Below are 22,674 nucleotides of genomic sequence, written 5' to 3'. Positions count from 1 at the left end.
GGGAAAGCGCGTCGTCGAGCGTCCACCGCGGATGTAGGGAGAGGCCCACGTATCCTCCCTCCAGGCGGCGCACGCGTTCTGTCGCTCTTCTGACTTCCCCATCCCGATCCAGAACAGGTTCCCCGGGTTGTTGCCGCGGATGCTGGCGAACGCATCTGCTTCCGCCATGCGGCAGGAGTGAGGCGACCGCCCGGAGGACCGCCCCGAGCAAGACACAGTGCACTCACTCGGAACTATGGACGGCGAGCTTACGCTCAGCGCCTCCGACGATCTCCTTTACGACATCCAGAATGCGCTGAGCTTCTGGTACGCATGCGGACGTCACCCACATCGTTCGCTCGGCGGAGTGCAACAGTTCATGATCACGACTGCAGACTTCCGCTACGTCAACGGCGCAAGATTCTGGCGGTTCACTCGCGAGCAGACCGACGACATGCTGCATGCTCGCTGGCCAGGCGAGGCCGCCGGCATCTTGAACCTTCTTGCCCAGACGCGTCCGACGACAGATGAGAGGCGGCGCTGGACAGCGCCGCCCCCCGAAGACGTGCTCAGCATGATCATCGGCGTCGTGGTGACTTCGTTCGGTTTGCACATCCTTCGAAGTGCCGGCCTCGTAACCGGCGGGACCGCGGGACTCTCCATCCTGTTCAGCTACCTCCTCCCCATCCCCTTCGGCCTGCTGTTCACCGTCGTCAACATCCCGTTCTTTGCTCTTGCGGCCAGAGGTAAAGGTGGAGCTTCATTGTCCGCAGCGTCGTCGCCATCGGCGCCGTGAGCGACCTGGCACCGGTTCACTCCCACTTCCTGCCGCTGACAGACTTCGACCCGATCTACGCAGCCGTTCTGGGCAACATGCTCTGCGGGATCGGAGTGCTCATCCTGTTCCGGCACGGCGGCAGCCTCGGTGGGTTCAACGTCGTCGCGCTCCTCCTGCAAGAGAAGTGGGGGTGGCGCGCTGGGTACGTGCTCATGGTCACCGACCTGCTCGTCGTCTGCGCCTCAATCGCTACAGTGTCGATTGAACTAGCGATTGTCTCAGCAGGCGGGGCGCTCCTGCTCAACCTGATTGTCGCTCAGAATCATCGCCAAGGGCGCTACATCGCGTAGCCCTAGTGGCGGCGAAAGGACACACGCCTGATGGCGCCGACGAGTGCTCACACAGACATCGCAGAGGGCGCGTGCGGCACCGCCTCTGCATCCCGAAGCCGAAAGGGACGTGGCGAAGGTCAACCACTCCACCCGGACATAGCGAACCTGCTCTACCAGGGTCGCCGCGACGCGGACACCAACATCGAGGAGTGGGTCGGTAGCGACGAAGTCACCGTCGAGGATCTCAGGTATGTGGCTGGGTACCTGCGCACCCGAGATCGAGATGCCATCTCCAACGACTGGAGAGCCAGCATGGCAGCCCTGTTCGTTGCGATGCCCACTCTCGCTGTCACGATATTCACCGGCTTCGCGCCAGAAAAAGTTGTCGCGCAACTGCTCCCCTACACGATTGTGGTGCTGGTCTCATCCGGCGTCGGAGTGCTGTGGTGCCTCATTTTCATGCTCATACACACGGTTCATTCCGCCCGCTCGACGAGGCTTCTGGCGAAGGTGGAGCACCGACTCGAACTTGAGTCTCGCGTGCCGCCCAAGAAGAGGTTCCCGCGGTTGCGTTGGTCCAGTCCACCTGCGGTCAGAAGCTGACGACGGGGACGGGTTGCTCGTCGTTCGGCTGGATCTTCGCGACGCGCCACTGCTGGAGCGCGCCTCGTGCCGCCCTCTCCCCCAGGGATATCACCGCGGTGAGAGACTCGGTCTTCGTAGACATCACGCCGCTGAGAACGTTGCCCTCCTCGCTCACGGTCGTGAAATCCAGCACCGAGGTGCCGCGGGTCAGCGATGGGTGCGATAGCCCGCTCGCCAACCGCCACACGACTGCCAGGCCGTCGTTCGGGATACCGAGCGCCCGCCCCGCCTCGGAAATGCGGGCCTCCCAGGCAGGCACTGTGTTCTCGTACTCGCCGGGGTCAATGCCATTGGCCTTCGCGACAGCACGCAGGTGAGACTTCCGACGCCGCTCCCGGACGGCCTCTGCACGCCGCGCCTTGTTCGCCTCCGAGTCCCCCCGGCCGCCGATGGCGCTGACCACGAGCGCTTTCTCTTTCGATATTTCGTCGTGGCCGACCTGCAGGCGGCGGAGGACCCTGTCGCGTCGCAGCTTCGGCGCCATCACCCACGCGGCCATGGCTGCGCACTCGATCTGGCCTCGCGCAAGTGGGTACAGCGCCATGATGGGGAGCTCCAATGAGCCATCCGGTGCTCGGACAGCGCGGGTCATCGCACGCCCGCAATCGATGGCCTGAAGCAGGCAGTAGCTGACGAGATGCTCGAGCTGTACCGGCGACGTCGCCTGGTTGTCCGCGGCGATCCTCGACCTCGCCAGCGCACGCGGTTTCTGCGCGCGGTCAAAGAGACCGTTGAGCTCCGCCTGTCGGCGCAGAACGAACTCGAACTGCTCCGCGAGACTCGGCTCCTCATCGACCAGGTAGTCATCCGGGGAGGTCACAAGACTGAGCGTAGCGAGCAATCCCAAACCAGCGCCGGGGCGCGCAGCAGGGCACATTCAATTCGCTCCGCCGCTCGCTTTTCAACGATCATCCCGGTATACAGGGCCATCTGACGCCACAGACACCGGTCCTCACAGCCCGCGAGTACGCCGATAACCTCACCCTCCCCGACCGTCGCGCCGCTGTCTGCGGCGACTGGCACGGAAACCAGGGGTGGGTGAGAACGCTGGCGAAGGCCCTCCCTGTTCTCGCTCCCGACGTGACTACCGTGCTCCAACTCGGCGACTGGTGGATGGACCCAGCCGCTACCGATGACGCGTTCGCCAGCACTGCCGTACAACGCATCTACGTGACGCTCGGCAACCACGAGCCGTGGGGCGAGATCTCACCGCTGCTCGACACCCGCCCAGGGGCCGCCGTCCGCATCTCGGACATCACCTGGCGTCTCCCCCGGCCCGCCCGCTTGACTATCGGCGGCCGCACCGTGTTGTCCCTGGGCGGCGCCACATCTGTCGACAAGGCGTGGCGCCGGGATGGCGTCAGTTGGTGGGCAGATGAAGAAATCACCGATGAGCATGTGGCCGCTGCGATCTCAGGCGGGCCAGCGGATCTGATGCTCACCCACGAGTCGCCGGCAGGCACACCCGTCAGCGCCGTTCGGGCAGTGCTCCGCACGAACCCGATGGGTTTTCCCGATGACGCGCTCCGAGACTCAGCGACATCCCGCAAGCGCGTCGCCAAGGTATGGAATTCGACCAGGCCCGAGCTTCTCGTCCACGGTCACATGCATATTCCGGGAGGCGGACAGCTACCTGACGGGCGACGGGTAGCGAGCCTTGGCCAAGACACTCAGCAGGGCAGTCTGGGGGTCCTAGACATGGCCACGCTGACGATGGAAACACCTAGCCTCCGCCAGATCCGCGAGGCGGCGGAGCGATGACCGAGCCGCACAGCCCGTGGGCGAAGGCTGTCGGACCCTGCTTCACGGCGGCGAGCATCGCTCGTGAACTCGGCTGGACGGACGAGAAGGTGACCGCAGCGGACACATCGCTGACGCTGCTCGGGCTCGACACCGCCGAAGGGACACGGCTGTTCCCGGCCTTCCAACTGTGGAACGGCGGACCGGTTCCTGGACTACGTGAAGTGCTGGAAGTCCTGCGCACTGGGACCGAGAGCCGTTGGACCTGGGTGCAGTGGCTGAATACCGCGCTCGCCGACGACGGCACGGCTCACATCGAGCGGCTCCGCATGGGTGACCTGGGTGGAGTGCTACTCGAAGCGCGTCATGACGCGTGGGCGTGGAGCTCCTGACACCGGCTACTTCGTCCTCCGTGTGACGTGGAGCACGTTCCCGTCGCGGGTGATGTTGTTGACGACTCCGGCCGGCCGCAGGTCTTGGAGAACGGTCTGAGCATGCTCAGAATACGGAATCGGTGTGCTCTTCCCAAAGCCGGGGTCCGCGAGCTTCGACCACGGCAATCCCAGGGAGCGAACAACGTCGCGAAGATCTTCACCGGAAACACCGTCACGGAACCGAGCAAGGAGGCGCAGTGTGAGGTCAACACTGATGCCACCATTTCGCGAGCGCCGGATGCTGGCGATACTCGGGATGTAGCCGCCTTTCAGCGCCCGCTCGGCATATGCCTGGTGCGCGGCGAGCGGAAGGTTCGAGTATGCGTTGAGCGCCTTGGCCGCCGGCAGATGAACAGACTTCATTGCATCGTCGGCGAGCAGCGTCGATATGTACTTCGCGTCAAGGGTGGACGGGGAAACGAAGTCAGAGAAGTGTGTGGAACGGGAGATCGCGTACGCCTGAGTGTCCCAATCGACCATCAGCCGCGAGGCGAAGGCTTCCTCATCATCGGCAATCAGCCCGGACTCGATCAGCTTCCCGATGAGCTTGCCGGAGCGGGGCTGCACCTCCGACGTCGAGAAAACACCCGGGTCGAGCGAGGTAGCGAGGGTCACCCGCCGTCCTGCAGTGAGTTCGTCGGAGGGGGAATTGACGATGGCGAGGGCGAGTTCCGCGCGGACATCGGCATCGGCGCCTGCCGAGCCCGCGAGGCTGTCCGCAGATGCGAGAGCCACCGCGATGTCATCGTCGATCTCGTCCCGGTCTTCAAAGTAGGCGTAGACGTTCTCGAACGACATTTCGGCATGTCCGTGTCGGAAGAGCGCGTCCCACGTCACTGACGGGACGTTTTCAATCTGGTCGATCTTGCACTGAGGGTGCGCCAGTTCAATGATCCCGGCGCACGCGGCGTCGTCGGTGGAACCAGCGGCAGTCAGGAACTTCTCCAACATTGCGGGCGACGTCACCGAATGCGATGTCGCGTCCGACTGCTGGCATGCGTCGAGATAGGCACGAGGACTCGCGGCGACGACTTGCACGATGTACGGGTGGACCTTCGCCAGAGCGTCGAGGGACAGATCGGAGCCACCGGTGAGTTCCTCGAGGTTGGCCTGCGTGACCGCATACGAACCCGTCGTCCGGAGTTCCTCGATTGCAGCATTCGGGAGCCCCTCCAACGACGCCAGCACGGCTCCGACCGCACGAACGAATCTGACCGTCGTCCTCGCAGCGTCCGCGGGAGCATCTGCGGCGAGTGACGGAAAGTCTCGATAGCCGGCTTCGACACGGTGACGCAACGCCAAGGGATACACGTAGACTCGGTCTGCATCGCGGTGCGCAATGGCAACGTCGAGCAACTCGATCAGGTCAGCGCCCTCCACTGCCGTCGACGCCATGAGGTGCACGAACACCTCACTCCATTGCGGTGTCAGCATCGCGACGAACTCCGCGGTGGACGCACCCGATTCGAGATATCGGTCGACGAACTCCTCGACTGCCGGTTCGGAGACGAGAGTGGAGATGACCGTCTTCGCATCGTCGGCCCTCGACTCCAGCAGATGATCAAGAATGCTGACATTGAGCATGCTCTTCTCAGTGAGCACCGACGCGCCTTCGCTCCAGATGACGGCCTCGACATCAAGCGCGTCGAGCTCGAAATCGGGGTCCGCTTTACGTTGGTCGACGAAGCGCATTACATATGTCATCGCCCGCGGCCGGACCACCGTTCCGTAGAACGACGACACGTGCAGCGGGAAGTAGGAGGTGATGTAGCCGTGGACGACGAGATCGGCGGCAAGTCGCGAGGGGAGCAGCGCCGTCGCCCATTCACCGAAGCTCCAACCATCTGGGGCCCGCTCGTCCCGCAAGACGTATCCGGAACCGGTGAGGTCCGCCCAAGTCATACGAGCGATCCCGGCCAGTTCCTCCTCCTTGGCCCGAATCGCGCTCTCGATACCTGGTTCCACCACCCCCGCATACGACTCCACATCGACGGACCTTCCGGTCAGCGTCTCAATTGTCGTTGCAGACAGCTGCATTGCTCGCGTGGCGGGACCGTAGACGTTTCCGGTCCGGTACACATCGACGGTCAGCGGCGCGCCCTCCGAGAAGAACTTCCTCCAGAAGTCCGGTGTCTTCAGTTCCTCTTCCCCAACGACCGTGCCTTGGTAGGACAACGTCGCCGAAGCGAAACCGGTCTCCGGCGCGTTTGCGAGCGCATCGATACGAGTCACCAGTTCAGTGCCGAGAACGGCCGCGTACTCCTGCATGTCCGCGTGGCGCTGCACCCGTGCTCGCAATACGCGAGCCTCGCCGCGCAGCTTGTCCGCGTTCGCGCGTATCAGATCCCGGGAGATGTCCCACAGCGCGTCAAGGGAGCTAGAGCCGCGGCGGATCTTCTCGAAGTCGGACATGTGAGCGTTCTTGTACAGGACAATCGCGAACAGCCTGTCCGGATCCAGCTCTGGCATCGGGGTAGGCACGTCGAGCAACCGGTGCTTGAAGACTTCGTACTCGTTGATGATGTTGTGTATGAGGCGCATGTCGGCAAGGTCACGGGCCGCGAGGTCGATGAGATCCTTCGACACCTGGTGCCCTCGGTCCTCCAGCTCGCGGGACATGAGGTCCCGAGCGTTGCGGTGCGTGATGAACGGCACGACGGGGACCACCAGCTCGAAGAATTTGGTGCGGTTCGCTCGGACCAGTTCTGCGCGCGCCTCATCGGTTACATCGTCGTTTTCTTCTCTGCCGAGCTTCTCGAACACGCTGTCCCGGACCGCGTAGATGAATCGGATGTCCCGACCGCCGAGCTGCTTGGCGGCGTTGAGTATCCCGTTCAGCGAGTGCAGGGACTCGAAGATGTTCGGGTCGTTGAACCGGTCGAGGTCTTCGATGATGACGATGTCGAGATTTCTGTTCGTCTCGAAGAAGTAGATGATCTCGTCGAGATACTCGTCGAAGTAGCTCGCTGACCGCGTGGGCAACGTGATGGTGGCTGGACCGGCGGTCACCTTGTCGATGGAGACTCGACCTCGCAGAAGCGCCCTCACTAGGAGCATCAGCGCCGCCGCAAGCGCGGCGATGGCGATGAACAGAGCGACAACACCGAAGTAGTGCGGCCGGTCCGCGAAGGCGATGCCGAATGCAGGTGCCGCAACGACATCCAGGCCGACGAGGAGCCCGAGGAGGATGACGAGAACTCCGGCGGCTGCAGCGAAGCCGGCCTCGACCCAGCGGTTGTGGCCGACGATCCGGCGGAACCGCGACCCTGGCGCCTTCGTTGGTTTCTGGGTGTATAGAAGCTGCTTGACGATCTCTTTCTGAATCCGATTGGTCGTGGAGGACGCCGCGGGATTCGTCTCCGGTGACAGGCCCCGAGGAGCCTCATCTTTGGCCCCGAGCGTCAGGAGCGACACTTCGACGACACGCTTCGGAAATCGCGTCGCCACTTCGCTCAGGACGCTGCTCTTGCCCGCGCCATAGGTACCGGCGAGAGCGATGTTATGGACCCAGGGTTGGTCGTCGATGGTGGATTTCAGGATAGTGAAGTACGTCCCGTGAGCGGCGAAAGAGTACTCCGGCGCCAGAGTCTTGAGCTCCGGTGCGTTTTCGTCCAAGCGCATCGGCTCCGTCTGTCGTGACCTCATGACTCCCCGTTCCACGCGGACAGCTCGTAGGGCTGCCCGAGACCAAGGCTGCTATGCCTCTTCTGCGATCCTATGAGCGGATCCAGACATCGCGCGGACGCGGCCCCGCCCCGACGATGCGCGAGCCATCACCTTGGGGGGCAAGCGAGACGCAGCCGCCCCGTCGCGATACTGATTCGTTGGGGAGCCAACGGAGGCGGCTATGACGCTATCGGCTCTCAGGGTGGCGGACCGCCCAGCGCCAACGGTTCTGCCCAGCGTCCATATATTGCGCGACACGAATTTTCCCGACAGGTCTTTCGCCGCCTACGAGCCCGCGGGCTGCCGTGCATCGGCCGCCTCGAGGTCATGGTGCGCGTTGGCGAAGTACATGTCGACGAGTTTCCAGACCAGCCACCATGCGTACACGCTCGTGTGGGAGGCACGTCCCGCATCGCTGACAAGACCGTGTGCGTATTCGTTGCGAAGATTCGGTCCGAGCGGACCGCAGAACAGGGCCCGAATCTCGAAGGCAAGGTCTTCTCCGAACAGAGAAACGATCTCCTTTCGTTCCATCAGCGATGACAGCGCGACCTCGTGCTGAATGCCGTCCTCGTACGAGCGGGTGCTCGCACCGGAATTGGCGAGGTGAACGCGAACGAGGTTCTCCACCTGCGGGGCAAGCAGTTGCGCCGCCGTGAAGAAGTCACCGCTGTACCCGTACGCGAGGGCTCGGGCGATGGAGTACTCCCGCCCCGCTGGAACGATGGAACTGACCCTCGTCAGCGCATGGAAATCATCGACCTGGAGCGCATGGTCGGCCCTCGTCGCCTGCCATGTTGGGACGATATGCCCTGCGACGAGTAGGCCGATCCGCCGGTCGTACACGTCCATCATCTCGGCCCAGATGTCGTCGGGCACCTCGTAGATGTCCCTGCTCCCACTACGGCCCGTGGTGCGCGCGTCTGACGCAATGTAGACAGTGGAAAACCACCTGCGGCGGCTGGCTTCCGAGCTCGCCGCCTGGATCTGCTTGTAATCGGCAAAACCCGGTCGCAGCAGGAAATCGATTGCCTCACCGATAGAGCGTCCACGTATCGCGCTCCAACGACGCTTCGCCGGGGACGAAAGGTCGACTTCCTCCTCGCTTACCGTCGTCAGCAATCGATGTCTTTGGGCGTTGGCGGCGTCAATCCCCGCCTTCACCCGCTCGGCGGCATCCGACAGCCCCCGAGAGGCACGTTCCGTCTGCGGGATGGTTCGTAGGACCTTCAACGCCGTTTCGAGCGCGTCCGCCGCGAGCATGGGCCGTGATTCGCGTACGACCTCCGCTTCTGCGATGTAGCTTTCGACGATCCAGGCGACGTCATCGAAAGCCGCGGCTCTGTCCTGCGCGACGTAACCCCAGTTCGCTGCGGCTTCGCGCAGTGTGCGCGCGGCGCCAGCGTCCTCCGCGTGCGCGAGCTGCCGTAGATGCGAGGCGACGTCGGACGCGCTGGCGCGTGCGCGGTCGTGTCTGAGAAACAGGTCGGAGATCAGAATGGACTCCGACGTATCGGTCGTGGCGAGGAGACGGGCGTGCAGTTGTGCCTCGATGCGTTTACCTTGTTCGCCCACCTCACCCTTGAACCGTCTGGCCACCTCGATTGCTCTGTCGCATTGGTCGATGTCGTAGCGCTCGAGTCCGATGGTGTCGATACCGTCCGCAACCGCAGCGACCATCGCTCGGAACGCGTCAGCTTTCTCTCGTCCTGTGGAACGGATCGCGAGAACGTCCAGCAGCCGGATGCGTTGTTGCCGATCTACAAGATTGGGATCGATACCGCGCAGCACATTCAGATCATCATCCGTGAGGTCGGCTGGGGACTTCCACGGCGTTTTCCGCTCGGTGCGGTACGGGTCTTGCCAATCATCGGGACGCAGATCCCAGACGCCAAGCACACCCATCAGCATCATTTCGTCCTCGGTGGCCTTCACGCGTTCATCGTGCCCGAGCTCGTGCGCAGATTCAAAACCGATACAGCAACCCTGCCAGCGCTGGGCACATCGATCCCTCAGGGACCGAGACTGTAGTGTCCGCGCGGAATCTCCTCAGACCACAGATTTTCGGACAGAACTGACTTGGGAGACCACGAGTGTTATTCGTCTCCCAAGCACGCTACGACAATCAATCCCAGCGCGAGCACGCCACAGATCGGAAGCCCAATCAGCGCCAAGACGTCGTTCTGGCCGGCCCCCGAATCAACGATGCCGGCTCGAATCAGTCCGAAGAGAAGGCACAGAATCGCGGCTAAGGCCGCCCCAATGGCGGCGTTTCGCGCGCGACGTGACTTACGCTGTGGCGGGTGCTTACTCGAATCCATAACGTCTCTATGCGCGCCGCCCATGCTTGACGACGAGCAGCCCGGTCGACCGAACTCGGCTGGCGATTCCGCGCTGGGAATGCTGACCATCGGGACGATCCTCGTCCTGGTGCTGCTCTTCGTCCCGCCGTCTTTACGAGCCCGTGCTTTCGGAAGTGGCGATGATCTCGGAACCTCCGTGCTCGATTGGCTGACGACGCTCTACGCCTCACCGGGAGCGCTGGCGAGCGTGATCTCTGCCTTCGCCGTACTGATGCTCGCGCTCTTCATCGAGGAAAGCCTCAAGGCCTCCGACAAAGTCGCCGTGGGCACCAGGCGAAACATTGCGACCTTCGCGTTCATCGGCGGCATCGCCACCGTCGTGATCGCAGGTATCGCCATCGCCGGAGTGAGCATCGGCATGGATGCCGGAGCGGCAATACAGATCGCCGGTAGCGCGAGTGTCGTGCTGTTCTTCGCATCACACATCGCCACCCGCTCCGTCACCTCCTTGAAGAAGCAGAAGCAGAACCTCGCTGATGCTGCCTCCAACCTCGCCACAGCCATCGCCGCCATCAACCTGCGCAACACGATGTCCGACCGAGTGGCCCGCTGGACATTGGGGACACTCGGCGCGCTGTGCTGGGTGATACTGCCGGTCACCGGATTCTTCCTCGCCGCGGTCGTTGATCCCGACCGAGCAGGGGGATGGGTTGGCGGTCTGCTCGGCGTCGCCTACCTCAGCACACTCGCTTTCTTCGCAACGTGGGCTACCACTCCCGGCTACGCGAAGGTCGTGGTCGTGCTGGCCCACATCGGCTGGTGGATCCTCGTCGTATTCCTCGTATTCGCAGTGCTCGTTGCGTTCTCCGTCAATACGAGCGAGAACCCTGTGCTCCCCATACTCGTCATGGTGACGCCCGTGCTCACCCTGGTCACCGCTCCGTTCGCCCTGATGCCGTCATGGACGATCACCGCGGCGGCACTGCGGCTACAGCAACGCAGCCTCACGAAGTCGCAGGCAGCCAACACGGAGGCCACCCGAAAGCTGCAAGAGTACGAAGAGGCGCTGGCACAGACTTCCCCTACCTCCTGCTGCGCAACGCATCAATGAACAGATGTTCCCGACATCGAGGCAACTAGGTCGCCGACAGACCGGTCCTCAGTGGCGGTGCCCCACACGCCGTCGTAAGTCAGCCCCCTAAGCGGGTCCCGCTCATCCCGCAGGCCGACTTGCGCTACGAGGCGACGTGCTGCCGATCAACGCCCACTGTCGGGCGACGTCAGAAGGGGCATTCCTCGTGCTTGTCACCCAGCTGCGCCTCCCTCAAGGACATCTCAAACCCACATTCCATGCACGTTGTACCCCGACGTTTCTCGCATCCGCATGTCCCGCAGTCAGGGCACTTGTGCAGTAGGCATGTTCGGCAGAGGACGGCATTCTGACGCGCAAAAATGCTGTCGCAGTTCGCAGACACGCATTCGAGGTCATCTCTGTCCCATTGCGCGTCGCCGAAGCGGTACGTGGGCCGGGCCACGATGAGTAGATGAGTGCCGTCGGCGTCCCATCCCCAGTCATAGGTGATGTCGGACCTGGATGTGTTGGTGGAGTACACGAAGCCTTCGGTGGCTCCCCTGCTTCCTTCGGCTCCTGCAGTCAGGGTCCGGAAGTCGGATTGAATGCTGCCTTTCGGGGGCCGCGCCAGCGACGACGTATCGGCTGATTCTGATGAGAGCACCAGACCGGTGGTCGGGTCGGCCACGATGAGTACGGCGTTCGGGTCGTCTGTTCGCGCCCATCGCGACGCCCGCATGGTGGCCGCCTGTCGGGAAACGAGGCCGCCTCTGGTGAGCGCTCGCACGAAAGCGGGCGTCAGGGTTCCCGTCCATGCGGCGTGGACAACGTCGTCCGGCATGAGAAGCAGAACCGCGACATGGTTGCTCACAGCCTCCTCGACGTGACGCGTCATCGCGGTCTGAGCACGGCGGAGATCAGCGAGCTCCATCGCCCAGTCTTCATCCTGCTGCTGCAGATGATGACCAAACTCGTGTGCGGCGGTGAAGTTGGCGCGGGCGGTGCGTTGCCGCCGAGCAACACGGATGCGCGGCGGACGACGCGTGTAAGTGCCCAGCAGCTCGCACTCTGTCTCGACCGTGGCGCTCCACTCGAATTCGATCAGGTCCGATTCGGAAAGCGCTTGAATGAGATCCGACTCCAACGCAGCTCGAGGCTGATCGAACTGCATGTTCGCCAGAAGGTGCTCGGCCACAGCCGCGGCTGTCGCGGGGTGGAGCCACTCCCCCGCGCTTCGCACCTCAGGAAGCATGGGCGTCTTGGATAAGCACGCGCAGGGTGTCGGCCGCACGCGTCGACGCCCTTTCGCTCACGCTTGCCGTGCGGGCCGCGAGGGCATATGCGCTGCGCGCGGTGTTGCGAGCCTGACGTTCGGAGACTCCGGCAGCCTCGCAGAGCTCGACGATGAGCGGTTTCAGCTCGGGAGTTGCGAGCTCCCTAGTGATGAGATCGTGGGCCGGCATCGTCCATGCATGAGCATTGTCACCGAGGGAGTGGAGCTCCGCTTCATCGAGCAGGTCGCCTCCCCACAGCTCGAGGACACGCGGCGTGTCAAAGCCCGTCGCGTCGCGGAACTGACGAGCGTTCATGCCCGTCGCATCGACATCAACTATCAGCTCAGTTTCCGAAGGCCATTCGATGAAGCATCGACGTCGATACTCGTCGAGGAGCTCTGTCAAGGAATTCGCGTTCGCAGATCCGGATCCGGAGATCAGCGTCGACAGGTTCGCCCGTTCCGCGGCCCAGAGCCGGACTTCTCGGACCTGTGCATCGTCGAGGACGTTCCCGAGCCTTCGGTGGAGCAGGAAGCTTCCGAGTCCCGTCTCCGCTTGGGGCCACAGTGCCACGTTCGTTGTTCCGAGTTCGACCGTCACTTCAGTTGAGGTCGCGGTGTCGGTCGTCACGGGAATTCCGAGGATGAAGTCGTCATGCACCTGTGCGATGACGACCACACCTTCGTGGACTCCGTCCCAGGACAGCGCCCACGCATCGCCAGGCGCCGGGGCTGCAGGCGCGCTACTGATTTCGCTGACCCACTCTGGTGTTCCTGTCGCGTGCACGGTCGCGTCCCTTCTGATTGCAAAGTCTGTCAGCTTATCTGACGTGTTCTCTATGCGCGGTCCGTTCAGAACCCGTTGACGCGATCCCAGAACTCTCGGAGGCTGGCAGTCTCGTCAGGACCGAGTGCACCGTAGAAGTCGCAGTCCTTCTCGTTGGCGAAGTGTGGGCGATACACGCTGTGCTTGAAGCGCAGTTCATACATGCCTTGCTTGTCCAGCCTGCAGGATTCGTCGATCTCGCTCAGCAGGCACGTGTCCGTGTCGAACCCGGCACGGTTCGAGGTGCGCCCGAGGAGCGTGACGATGTCCGTGCGAGGCTGCACGACGACGTTGCGCCGCGGTGCGTCGTGAGCGTCCGGGACGACGTGAGGGGCAACGCCATAGATGTCCGCGAACTCTGGATTCTCCTTGGGCATGCGTGGATCGTACCGAAAGGTTCGAGCTTCTATGACCCGGCGTCAGCTCTGATCGCTTTCCGTTTCGCTGACGATACCCGTCGAACCCAGAAGGCTCAGCCAACAAGAATTGTCCACATTTCTGTAGCCGCGCGTTCCTCCGCACTTCGCGTTGGCACGTACCTCTGTCCCGCGCTCGTAAGCGCCAGTCCAGATTCTGAGACAGCATCCGTTGCTTGGCTATTCTGCGCCGCATGGGTGTGGATAGGTTCGGCTGGCGTTCGATTGACGCAAATCCAACGGGGATGCTCCGACGACAAACGACTTCCTTGATTTCACACATTGATTCGCGTGAGTCGTCGGCGGCTTCTCGCATCGGTGTCTGGAAAGCACCGACGACCGGAAGGAATCACATGTTCACCAAGGCAAAGCGCAAGGCCGGTATTGCTGCCGGGCTCGCACTGATTGCGGTGCTCGGCGGGGGGATGGCTGCTTCGGCAGCGACCGCAGGCAGCAGCATCAGCAGCTGGAGTGTGGGAAGCACAGGTTCATGGCGTAAGGCCACGAGCAACAGCATCGCTCAGACGTTCACGTTCAACACCTACTGCCAGTGGGGTAATGGCGCGATCCTGCCGACGTACGCCCAGATGCAGCTGCAGCGTGAGAACGGCATCCTCGCACCGATCTCGCAGGGCAACCGCGACCTCAACTGCTCCGGCTCCGGGAGTGGCAACTGGGGTGGGCAGGTACAGGGCGTCCAGTACCGCTACCAGTACAACGGCGTCAAGGTTCCCAACCAGACTGGCCTCAAGAACGGGCTGTTCAGCGTCAGCTCCGTAACCATCCAGTACTGACATTCCCGACCGGTGCCGAGCGGTTACACCGTTTAACCGCTCGGCACCTGGTCGCTTTCTTATCGGGATCAAGCTGAACACTATGCTCCGCACCGCTGTACCGCTTCGCAGTTCACCCGCCTTTTGGGCGGCGCCAATCGTGGCGTTTTTGATTGTCTATTGCTGGGCGTCAATTCTAGGATCCGCCGTTCTCGACCCGTACACCATGGGGGTTATTACCAGGGCTGGAATCGGGCTCGAATATGGCCTTCCTATCGCAGCAGGCGCGTCTGCATGGGCTTCGCGACGGCGACTTACCCTCGGCGAACCAGCCGAAATCCGCACTGCACCCCGCGGTGCGCTCCCCATCCTCTGCGCACACCTGTGGCCCCTAGCCGTAGGTGTCGCAGTCGGCTACCTCCTGGTCGTGCTGCTCGAGCTCCAGACCGGCGCTCCGCAAGGGCACCTGGACCTTCTGCCACTCATTCCTTTCAGTGCGATGACCCTCGCCGCACTCAGCTTCGGCTGGATCGTTGGATCGCTCGCGCCCACTCCCCTTGCCGTACCGATTGCGATTCTCGCAACCGCACAATGGGTGATGTATCCCCTCTCCGACGGTGACAACGTTTCGTGGCGCAACATCACCGGCTACGCCACCTTCATGTGCTGCGACCTCGTCGACCTCACCCTTGACCCACGCGCCGCCTGGGGTCCCGTCCCCATCGCCCTTGCGTTGTTCGCAGTCGCCGTCCTCACCATCAAAGCCAGGATGATGAGGATTGCGTTGCCCGCCCTGGTCACCATCACGCTTGCAGTGATCCTTAGCAACGTCATCGTGCTCGGAACTGACGCGACGGCAAGCCAGTTGAGGTCCGCAGATTCGCAGGTCTGTCAGGGCGAAGCGCCCGTCGTGTGCTTGTACCCGGAGGTGCCGGAGGCGACGCGCGATCTGATCTCGACGACACTCACCTCCGGGTTCAGCGAACTCGAGGCCAGCGGCCTCGATCATCCGACCGTTGTTGCCGCACCCTCTTCTGGCACAACGACCACATCAGGTGAGACGACCACCGTGAGGTTCCCCATGTCCACCACCCGGGATGCTGTCCTCAGCAGCGTTGCGGGAGCCATGTACGAGCAGATGACCTGCGCGCCGGCCTCCCCTCCGCAACCTGGAGCGCTCCCCGAGAATGTGGTCGTCCCCTACGCCCTCGCGCTCGCGATGGGGGCAGACCCGGTCGCTGCGTTGCCATCGGTTGCGTTCAGCGAAGGTGAAGGGACGTCACTCGACACATCCGTCGATCCCGCGGAACTGCGGCAGGCCCTCGGCATTGCAAGTCAGGACGACGCAACCTCAACCGTAAAGACCTGGCAGCAACGCCAGTTGGCATGTCAGGAGTGACGCCGTGCACATCAATTTCAAAAGGATCTCCTTCGGATACTCCCGAGACTCCACCGTCTTCAACGATGTGACGCTGGAGCTGTCACACTTTCCGGTCGCGGTTCTCGGACCTAACGGGGCCGGGAAGTCGACCCTCCTCGCACTTCTCGCCGGCCGCCTCACTCCGCAGCGTGGCATCGTCGAGGTACTCGGCGAGCCCGGCCAGACCGCGCGTGGAGCTCGTGGCCTTCGAGCTCTGACGAGTTGGATGCCGCAGGACACCAAGCCAGTCCGCGGGTTCTCGGTCCGCGAGTATGTCGCCTACGCCGGTTGGCTCAAAGGAATGAGGTACCGGGATGCCTGGAAGGCCGCGCGGCACGCTGCGCAGACAGTCGACCTGCAGGACCGTCAGCGAGTCCCGGTGACCGCATTGTCAGGTGGGCAGAGACGCCGGCTGGGGATCGCGAGCGCACTCGTCAGTACGCCATCGGTGCTGATCCTGGACGAACCCTACGCGGGCCTCGACCCGGACCAGCGTGGCGCCGTACGCGACACTCTTCGTGAGCTTCGCGGCAGCACCGCGCTCGTAGTTTCGACCCACCAGACGGAGGACCTCGACGACATCTATGGTGGCGTCCTCGTCATCGACAACGGTCAAGTGCTTTTCAACGGGAGCACCCGCGAGTTCGTTGCCGGCATTCCTGCGAACGTGCCCCAGAGCGAGCGTGCCGAGTACGCCTACCGTCGAGTTACGCGCGACGCAGCGACGAGGATCCAGTGAGTGGATGGTGGAAAGCTAGGCTTGGGCTGCTCCTCGTCACGGGGCTCCTCGCCTCGTTTGGCACGATCTTCGCAGTCCAATCCGTCGAGGTAGTTCTTCCCAACCTCGCGGCGGGTAGCACGAACACCTTCTCCCTCGCCTATGTGATGGGATTCACTCCTGGCTTGTTGTGGCTGATCATCGTCGAAAATCGACGCATACCTCTCGAAGCTACAAGCACACGGAGCGGGACTCTTGCCGCGCTCGACAGTGTGCTCGTGCTCGTCCCACCGTGCGCGGGATACGCGCTGCTGCTTGTGACGAATGAGCCCGTCCTCCAGGGCGCTGGCCGAAACCTCCTGATGATCGCGGCGCTGGGACTGCTCACCGGGATCGTCGTTCCCCGGCACCTCGCATTCCTCGTGCCGGTCGGATACCTTCTGCTCGCCGGCACGCTCGGATTCTCCCTGCGAGCGACCGACCCGGCGGTTTGGGCTCTGGCTTTGGGAACCTGGAGTGCGCAGCGTGATGTCGCCGTGCTTGTGATCATCACCTTCGCGGCCGTGCTCGCTCGGGCTATCACGGGAATCTCTACGAAGGCCGCCGCTCGAGCTCGGACGTAGGGACCGATACGCGGCGAGTACGCGCGGAAGGTGTCCAGTCTTTGAGGCTCAGAGCGGGTTGCTCGACCAGGCGGCATGACAGCCATGCCAAGACGCAGGTGATCATCAGAACGAGCGCCGTGTTCACGAAAAGGTCGACCGACCCCACGACCTGGATGACGATCTGTTGAACGAGGAATCCCCACAGGTAGACGCCGTACGAGATGTCACCGAAGCGGCTTCCCTCACGCAGCACTGGCCATGATGCGCGGCCGAGTGGAATCACGCACAGCGGCAACAGAAGCCACGACAGCGCGAGATTGCCATCGGGGAACACCGCGCTGCTGAGAAGCCATGCAGCGAGCGCGAAGACCGCGTGGACGGGTCGCCACGTGACTGTGCCGGACCGTTCGAGCGACTTCATCAGAGCGCCTACGAAGAAATAGACGGCCACGGGTGCAGCGTCTGCGAGGCCCGCAAGCGGACCGTGCTTGGTTGCGATGGAAAGGGACGCCACCGCAAAAACCAGTGCCGCGACCGCGAAACCCAGCGCAGTGAAGCGTCGGCAGAGCACAGCGAGAGCGAGGAGGGCGAGGTAGCACGCCACCTCCACGCCAATAGTCCACAAGGACCCGTTGACTGCAGGATTGACGTGCTCCTCAAAAACGCCGGGAAGCCGGTATGTGGCGGCAGTAGTCAGGTTGAGAAGGTATTCGAAGGTCGTCGGTGACCGGTAATAGTCCTCGGGACTGAGACGACTGACTGCCGGACCAACGATGAACGTGGTGACCAGGATGAGCACCCAAAGTGCGGGGATGACACGCAGAAGCCGATGCCACAAGTACCGCGGAGCTGATCGAGTCCGGTACCAGCTACCAGCTATCAAGTAGCCGCTGATACAGAAGAAGACCGCGACCCCAAGCTTGTGGATGGTGAACCCGAGTACAGATGGCGCCGGGCCCGCCCCGGTGAGCACGTAGGCGTGTCCGATGACGACTGCTGCGGCCGCCGCGAGCCGCAGACCATCGAAGTTGTTCGTGGGCCGCGCAGTCAGTCTCATCAGATGCCTTTCCCAGTCGCAGCACGCCTCAGCCGACGTCGCGAACTGCAGGGACTGTATCGAGAACCCGCCATCGACGGCCCCAAGTCCGACGCGGCGCGGCGCGGATCGCCCCGTCCCCCTAAAGGGGGACATGATGGCCCAAAACGATGCGGCTGCAACCCTGAGCGCTTCGTCGCTTCGCGTTCATGGGATGGGGTCCCGGCCCTGACTCCTGGCGATGGGCTGGGGCCGAGAAGCCCTCGTTCTCGCACGTAAATCCGGCCTTTTCATCCGTTCGCGACATCCTCGAACACGCGGCCTGAGTACGTTGCGGGTCGCCGGATCACTTGCTACTCGAAAGTGCGAGCGCGGTCGATGAGTCACACGGTTCTCGGCCTGGCATGTAGGCCGGCGACCCGGAGAAGTCTGTCCAGAATTCTGCACACTGCGCAGCTGTTCAGTCGGGCAAGGTCCGCCAGGGGAACTAGCGCACTCCAAGCCCTGGAAAGGCGTCTGCGAGGTCGCCGCGCGCCGCGCGTGTAGATCGACGACGCTCGCCTCCATCTTCGCTATCCGGCGGGCGCATGCACTGCGACCTCGGTAACACGGCGGAGTTCGCCGTCCATGATCATGTCTCTCCCGCGGGCCGCCAGTCGTTGAGCAGGGAGCGGCTCCGCAGGTTCAGCATGGGCCGGCGTCCGGCTCCCACTGCAGAAATTGCGTCAGCGTTTTCGCCGCCATCCGCGGAATGACGCGGATCAGTTGCGCGAGCATGCTCGACCGCCGGAACCCCCGGACAGGGCTTGGACATAACGAAGCGAATCCAACCCCTATCGGAGGAGCTTTCCTTGTCCCGTCGTCTTGTAGCAGTTTCTGCGGCTCTTATCGCAGCGCTCACCCTTGCCACTCCCGCTGCCGCAGTCGCAGCCACTGAACCGGTCCCTCCTGTCGCCTGCACCGTCGGCGGTGTTGCGATCCCTGATGGTGAGCCCACTCCAGATGACTTGCCCAGCGTCGTCTCGTGTTTCGACTCGGTGAAGGATGCCGAGCAGTTCATCGAAGACGGTGCGCCCGGAGATATCGAGCAGCTGCTGCCTGCGGGTACCAGCAGCCGCGCGGCGGCCGCGGCCGCCACCGTCACGGTCGGCAAGATCTGGACGGGGACGTCACGTTCCGGTTCGGTGTTGATTCATTGGGGCTCGGGTACCGGGTGCAATGGAGTCACCTTCGGTTTCCCCAGTCTGGGGGCTGGCTGGAACAACAACGTGCGCTCCGCTGAGGGTTTCAACAACTGCTGGTCGTCCCAGTACGACGGCACGAACTACACCGGCGCGGTCCTCACCTGCGCCCCCTACTGCTCCTCACTGGGAGCGCTGGCCGCGAAGACCTCGTCCATCGTCTACCGCCCGGTCGGCACCTTCGGTTGAGTCTCGCCCCGCTCAGCTCTGATATGGGTGTAGGCGAAGCGTCGAGCACTCGATCTTCCCCGGAACCACCGCAGCCTCGCCGCTATCAGTGACGCAGGTGGTGAACTCGGACGGAGCCACGGCGGGCGCAGGTGTCGCCGACAGCGGATCGGTCTCCGTGAATGCGCCGGACTCCCACATCTGAACGCACACCGCTTCGGCGTCTTCAATCGGCACGACGCCGTCTGGCGTAGCGATACTCACAGCTGCGCCAGACAGCGTTCCGTCCGAGTTCCGGTATGGCCCTTCGAGACACTGCACAATACTCGTGTCATCGACGGGACGCTCGTCCAGGAGGACGACGGCCGCAACGCCGGCTCCGGCGACGACGAGCACGCTTCCGGCGATAGTGAGCCGACCCCATAGGGTCTTCCACCACACGGGACGAGAGAGGTCCCGACGCATCTGCTCGACGAGGAGATCCTGCACCTCTTTACGGTGCGGCATGCCTCCGAACTCTTCGGTCATGCGGTCGCCTCCTCTGTGCTCGGAGCATACTCGTGCAGCGCTCCTCGAAGTCGGGACTTGACGCGGGACAACCGCGATTTCACGGTCCCTTCGGGGATCCCGAGCACGACCGCGGCCTCGGCTGTGGGGAGCTCGTGGACGACGCAGAGAATGACCACACTTGAATCGCGAGAGTTCAACTGATGCAGCGCCTCGCGAACGCCGTGAGTGATCTTCATGGCGTCCATAGCCCGAGCAACATCTTCTGCGTGGTCAGGGACATTGCCGTCTTGCGGGATCTTGGCCAGCAGCCGCTGGTAGCGGCGCCGGGATCGCAGGCTGTTTTTCGCGGCGAAGGAGGTGGTCGCCAAGAGCCAGGGGAGCACCGATCCGTCGACGACTCGGACCTTGTCCCGTTTGCGCCACAGCTCGAAGAACGCGGTCGCCGCGACCTCCTCGGCATCCCATGTGGTTTGCATCAGCACGAGAGCCACCCGATAGACAGGAGCCTGGTGGCGGTCATGCAAGAGGCGGTACGCGGGCTCGTCGCCGCGGGATAGCCGGAAGAGCAGTTCACCGTCGTCGGGACTTCTCGACCCTTGCGTTTCCGACACTGCCTCACCTCGTGCATCACAGTCAGCGGGGCTGCCTGACCGTCCACTCCGAGTCTAAGCGCCCGCCGGCGACACTCGCGCGGAATCCCCGAGGGTGCGGGGAGTTCAGGCGGCGTCAGACAAGTCGCGGGGCCTCTGCAGCGCGGCGCTCTGCGCATCTCGCGCCTCCCTTGGGCTGCATCCGAGATATCGGTGACATTGCGCTCGGAAGGTCTCGTAGGTGCTGTAACCGTAGTGACGTGCGATCTCCAGCATTGGCACTTCTGGGTTGTGTGCTGCCATAGCGACGACTTGCCGGAGCCGCCGCTTTGCGAGGATCTCCGCCACGCTGGGACAGCCGGCGAACGCTCGGTCAAGCTGTCGGCGGGAGATGAAAAGTTCGCTCGCGAGCCATGCAGGTCCGACCCGAGGGTCGCGATAGTACAGGTCGATAAGTGCGAGACAACGCTCGCGTAGCGCACCGATCTCAGAGGCCCTCATACAACGTTATGTCCGGATGCGCGCGAGCAGTTCCATTCTCGCTGTCACCGACTGATGACGCAGTTACTCATAGCTGCTGTTCAACCATTCACTCCCCTTCTCGTTGAACCCGTACCAGGCTCGCGCCTGACCGGTGACGTCGATGACAAGGAGCTCATCGTCCGCATCAAGGTGCGTCAGCAGAACGTTGCGAGCCTGCTCCGGCGACTTCGGTGTCACAACGAGCCATGTCGAATCAAGGTGGTGCCACCACGCGGTCCCAAGGCCCTTGATTGCCTCGATGAGGTCTGGGTAGTTCTTTTGCTTGTTCAGGTCGTAACCGATGAGAAGAGTTGCCATGCGTAATCGTTGCTCGCCCGGCGGTGACTGCGGGCAGCTTCAACTACAGGATCTTGGACGAGTCCGCATATGCCCGGACTCTGCGCACCTCGTCTGGCAACGTCCGCGTCTCCACGTCGGGGATAGAAGGAGTGGACGGCATATCTTGGTCCTCAGTTGCCGCCGATGCAGGGACAGGGCCGCCAGGTAACCGCGTGGGCTCTCGGCAAGGACACACGACAGGAGGCGACGGGATGACTCCGAGGCACCACACGGTCCCGCAGTTGTACCTGGTGAACTTCGCGAACCCTGCCAAGAAAGTCATGCTCGTCGACAGGAACTACCCCAGCCGAAAGCACCTGTCCGTTGTGCGCAAGGCGATCACCGAGGTCGGCTTCTACCGCATCGAAACCGAGCACCTGGCGCGCGCATCGGATCGGGCGACGTTTGATCCGGAGAGCGTCGAAGCTGGTCTCAGCGCACTCGAGACCGCCGTGAAGCCCACCATCGACAAGCTCGTCCACCGGACAGGCAGATTGGATGACAACGACTGGTATCGCTTGATCCAGTTCACGGCTCTACAGACAGTTCGCGGGAACCGCTGGAGAGAGATCCTGATCGACCGAATCTCCGCCCGTATATGGGACGAGTACTTCGTCACACCTCGACCCACAGCCGGCGAGAGTCCCGCCGCGAATCTGAGCGCCGAAACTCGGTTCCCCCGGGTTGTCCCGCCTCAGGCAGTGCTCGTGCAGGAAAGCCTGAAGATGGCGCTAGGAACCGAGACGGACATCGGCATCGGGAGATACCTTGCCGAGAAGACGATCCGCTTCATCCGCCCGTCGAACGCGCGCGTACTGACAAGCGATGAGCCCGTGGTGTGGTGGTCCCCGGGTGACGATTCTTGCGCTTACGCCTTGGCCACCTGCGTATGGATGCCGCTATCGCCTGCGCTCATTGTGGAGTTCGCCGATGTCGACTTCGACCGTAGTGCTCACGATGTTCCCGACAGCGGCGATGATCTTGTCACCTTTGTGAACGGCCTGGTCGCGTCCCAAGCCCACCGGTGGATCGTTCATCATCCCGATGACAATCCGCTGGACTTCTGCACGCTGCCCGAGCGAGCGCCGAAATAGCTGTCGGGCCGAGCGTTCAACCGCAGCTTGACGCATGCCGACAGTGATCTCGCCCGTTATGCGCGCAAGGGTCCGTCGCCCGGCGATGGGTTGTCGGCGAGCCGCAAAGCGCTCGATGCTCGTCCTGTGGCCACCGGGCACTCGACCCGCTGGCCCGCTCCAGCGAGCGCGTCAGCAAGATCGAGTCGGAGACA

23 protein-coding genes are annotated in these 22,674 nt (G+C 63.1%); 12 read left to right on the top strand and 11 right to left on the bottom strand.

Annotation, left to right across the window (positions count from 1 at the left end; translation table 11 throughout):
* Window positions 1-235: 235 nt before the first annotated feature.
* The 3 genes from ACFY9N_RS04005 to ACFY9N_RS03995 are packed head-to-tail and all read left to right on the top strand — an operon-like array spanning window position 236 to window position 1,692.
* The gene (locus tag ACFY9N_RS04005) at window positions 236-775 is read left to right on the top strand and encodes a YitT family protein (RefSeq protein ID WP_391476973.1); all 540 of its coding nucleotides are present in this window, start codon (window positions 236-238) and stop codon (window positions 773-775) included.
* Window positions 772-1,107, top strand: a complete 336-nt coding sequence (locus ACFY9N_RS04000) for a YitT family protein (protein ID WP_391476972.1) — start codon at window positions 772-774, stop codon at window positions 1,105-1,107. The genes ACFY9N_RS04005 and ACFY9N_RS04000 overlap by 4 nt, the downstream gene beginning before the upstream one ends.
* Before the next feature lie 30 nt (window positions 1,108-1,137).
* The gene (locus tag ACFY9N_RS03995) at window positions 1,138-1,692 is read left to right on the top strand and encodes a hypothetical protein (RefSeq protein ID WP_391476971.1); all 555 of its coding nucleotides are present in this window, start codon (window positions 1,138-1,140) and stop codon (window positions 1,690-1,692) included.
* Here the strand turns inward: ACFY9N_RS03995 and ACFY9N_RS03990 are convergent.
* The gene (locus ACFY9N_RS03990; protein WP_391476970.1) at window positions 1,682-2,554 is read right to left on the bottom strand and encodes a hypothetical protein; all 873 of its coding nucleotides are present in this window, start codon (window positions 2,552-2,554) and stop codon (window positions 1,682-1,684) included. The genes ACFY9N_RS03995 and ACFY9N_RS03990 overlap by 11 nt on opposite strands.
* A gap of 98 nt (window positions 2,555-2,652) precedes the next feature.
* Here ACFY9N_RS03990 and ACFY9N_RS03985 point away from each other — a divergent pair, with 98 nt between their 5' ends.
* Window positions 2,653-3,495, top strand: coding sequence for a metallophosphoesterase (locus ACFY9N_RS03985; RefSeq protein WP_391478445.1), 843 nt, complete (start codon window positions 2,653-2,655; stop codon window positions 3,493-3,495).
* Window positions 3,492-3,866 (top strand): hypothetical protein, encoded by a 375-nt coding sequence (locus ACFY9N_RS03980; protein ID WP_391476969.1) that lies wholly within the window; start codon window positions 3,492-3,494, stop codon window positions 3,864-3,866. Before ACFY9N_RS03985 ends, ACFY9N_RS03980 begins: the two co-directional genes overlap by 4 nt.
* 6 nt (window positions 3,867-3,872) lie before the next feature.
* Here ACFY9N_RS03980 and ACFY9N_RS03975 read toward each other — a convergent pair whose 3' ends face one another.
* Window positions 3,873-7,523: a hypothetical protein gene (locus ACFY9N_RS03975; RefSeq protein ID WP_391476968.1), complete on the bottom strand. Its 3,651-nt coding sequence runs from the start codon at window positions 7,521-7,523 to the stop codon at window positions 3,873-3,875.
* A gap of 336 nt (window positions 7,524-7,859) precedes the next feature.
* Window positions 7,860-9,509 carry a DUF4209 domain-containing protein gene (locus ACFY9N_RS03970; protein WP_391476967.1) on the bottom strand — a complete coding sequence of 550 codons (1,650 nt, stop codon included), beginning with the start codon at window positions 9,507-9,509 and terminating at the stop codon, window positions 7,860-7,862.
* 408 nt (window positions 9,510-9,917) lie between these two features.
* On the opposite strand from ACFY9N_RS03970, the gene ACFY9N_RS03965 reads away from it, so the two are divergent.
* Entirely contained in the window at window positions 9,918-10,988 is a 1,071-nt protein-coding gene (locus ACFY9N_RS03965) for a hypothetical protein (RefSeq protein WP_391476966.1), read from the top strand.
* 169 nt (window positions 10,989-11,157) lie between these two features.
* Here the strand turns inward: ACFY9N_RS03965 and ACFY9N_RS03960 are convergent, their stop codons facing one another.
* The 3 genes from ACFY9N_RS03960 to ACFY9N_RS03950 all read right to left on the bottom strand — a co-directional run bounded on the left by ACFY9N_RS03960 (window position 11,158) and on the right by ACFY9N_RS03950 (window position 13,425).
* Window positions 11,158-12,144 (bottom strand): ImmA/IrrE family metallo-endopeptidase, encoded by a 987-nt coding sequence (locus tag ACFY9N_RS03960; RefSeq protein WP_391476965.1) that lies wholly within the window; start codon window positions 12,142-12,144, stop codon window positions 11,158-11,160.
* Between the two features lie 46 nt (window positions 12,145-12,190).
* Window positions 12,191-13,009, bottom strand: a complete 819-nt coding sequence (locus ACFY9N_RS03955; RefSeq protein ID WP_391476964.1) for a hypothetical protein — start codon at window positions 13,007-13,009, stop codon at window positions 12,191-12,193.
* Window positions 13,010-13,074: 65 nt separating this feature from the next.
* Complete coding sequence (locus ACFY9N_RS03950; RefSeq protein WP_391476963.1) at window positions 13,075-13,425, bottom strand: hypothetical protein; 351 nt, start codon at window positions 13,423-13,425, stop codon at window positions 13,075-13,077.
* 392 nt (window positions 13,426-13,817) lie between these two features.
* On the opposite strand from ACFY9N_RS03950, the gene ACFY9N_RS03945 reads away from it, so the two are divergent.
* The 4 genes from ACFY9N_RS03945 (at window position 13,818) to ACFY9N_RS03930 (ending at window position 16,998) form a co-directional block, all read left to right on the top strand.
* Window positions 13,818-14,258, top strand: coding sequence for a hypothetical protein (locus ACFY9N_RS03945; protein ID WP_391476962.1), 441 nt, complete (start codon window positions 13,818-13,820; stop codon window positions 14,256-14,258).
* Window positions 14,259-14,664: 406 nt separating this feature from the next.
* Window positions 14,665-15,636 carry a hypothetical protein gene (locus tag ACFY9N_RS03940; protein ID WP_391476961.1) on the top strand — a complete coding sequence of 324 codons (972 nt, stop codon included), beginning with the start codon at window positions 14,665-14,667 and terminating at the stop codon, window positions 15,634-15,636.
* 4 nt (window positions 15,637-15,640) lie between these two features.
* Window positions 15,641-16,396: an ATP-binding cassette domain-containing protein gene (locus ACFY9N_RS03935; RefSeq protein ID WP_391476960.1), complete on the top strand. Its 756-nt coding sequence runs from the start codon at window positions 15,641-15,643 to the stop codon at window positions 16,394-16,396.
* A complete protein-coding gene (locus tag ACFY9N_RS03930) occupies window positions 16,393-16,998 on the top strand; it encodes a hypothetical protein (protein ID WP_391476959.1) in 606 nt (201 codons plus the stop codon). Before ACFY9N_RS03935 ends, ACFY9N_RS03930 begins: the two co-directional genes overlap by 4 nt.
* Here the strand turns inward: ACFY9N_RS03930 and ACFY9N_RS03925 are convergent.
* Window positions 16,967-18,037 (bottom strand): acyltransferase family protein, encoded by a 1,071-nt coding sequence (locus tag ACFY9N_RS03925; protein ID WP_391476958.1) that lies wholly within the window; start codon window positions 18,035-18,037, stop codon window positions 16,967-16,969. The two genes, ACFY9N_RS03930 and ACFY9N_RS03925, sit on opposite strands and share 32 nt — an antisense overlap.
* A 986-nt stretch (window positions 18,038-19,023) precedes the next feature.
* Between ACFY9N_RS03925 and ACFY9N_RS03920 the strand changes: the two genes are divergently transcribed.
* Window positions 19,024-19,446: a hypothetical protein gene (locus tag ACFY9N_RS03920; protein ID WP_391476957.1), complete on the top strand. Its 423-nt coding sequence runs from the start codon at window positions 19,024-19,026 to the stop codon at window positions 19,444-19,446.
* A 12-nt stretch (window positions 19,447-19,458) separates the two neighbouring features.
* Here ACFY9N_RS03920 and ACFY9N_RS03915 read toward each other — a convergent pair whose 3' ends face one another.
* The 4 genes from ACFY9N_RS03915 to ACFY9N_RS03900 form a co-directional block, all read right to left on the bottom strand.
* Window positions 19,459-19,953 (bottom strand): hypothetical protein, encoded by a 495-nt coding sequence (locus ACFY9N_RS03915; protein ID WP_391476956.1) that lies wholly within the window; start codon window positions 19,951-19,953, stop codon window positions 19,459-19,461.
* Window positions 19,950-20,546: an RNA polymerase sigma factor gene (locus ACFY9N_RS03910; RefSeq protein ID WP_391476955.1), complete on the bottom strand. Its 597-nt coding sequence runs from the start codon at window positions 20,544-20,546 to the stop codon at window positions 19,950-19,952. Before ACFY9N_RS03910 ends, ACFY9N_RS03915 begins: the two co-directional genes overlap by 4 nt.
* Window positions 20,547-20,651: 105 nt before the next feature.
* Window positions 20,652-21,026 carry a helix-turn-helix domain-containing protein gene (locus ACFY9N_RS03905; RefSeq protein ID WP_391476954.1) on the bottom strand — a complete coding sequence of 125 codons (375 nt, stop codon included), beginning with the start codon at window positions 21,024-21,026 and terminating at the stop codon, window positions 20,652-20,654.
* A gap of 63 nt (window positions 21,027-21,089) precedes the next feature.
* Entirely contained in the window at window positions 21,090-21,365 is a 276-nt protein-coding gene (locus tag ACFY9N_RS03900; protein ID WP_391476953.1) for a hypothetical protein, read from the bottom strand.
* 233 nt (window positions 21,366-21,598) lie between these two features.
* Here ACFY9N_RS03900 and ACFY9N_RS03895 point away from each other — a divergent pair, with 233 nt between their 5' ends.
* Window positions 21,599-22,480, top strand: a complete 882-nt coding sequence (locus tag ACFY9N_RS03895; protein ID WP_391476952.1) for a DUF4238 domain-containing protein — start codon at window positions 21,599-21,601, stop codon at window positions 22,478-22,480.
* Window positions 22,481-22,674: the final 194 nt, after the last annotated feature.

Source organism: Microbacterium sp. NPDC008134, from assembly GCF_042957055.1.
Taxonomy (GTDB): Bacteria; Actinomycetota; Actinomycetes; order Actinomycetales; family Microbacteriaceae; genus Microbacterium.
The sequence above is the reverse complement of the archived record's forward strand: the minus strand, read 5'-3'. Positions and strand labels throughout refer to the sequence as shown.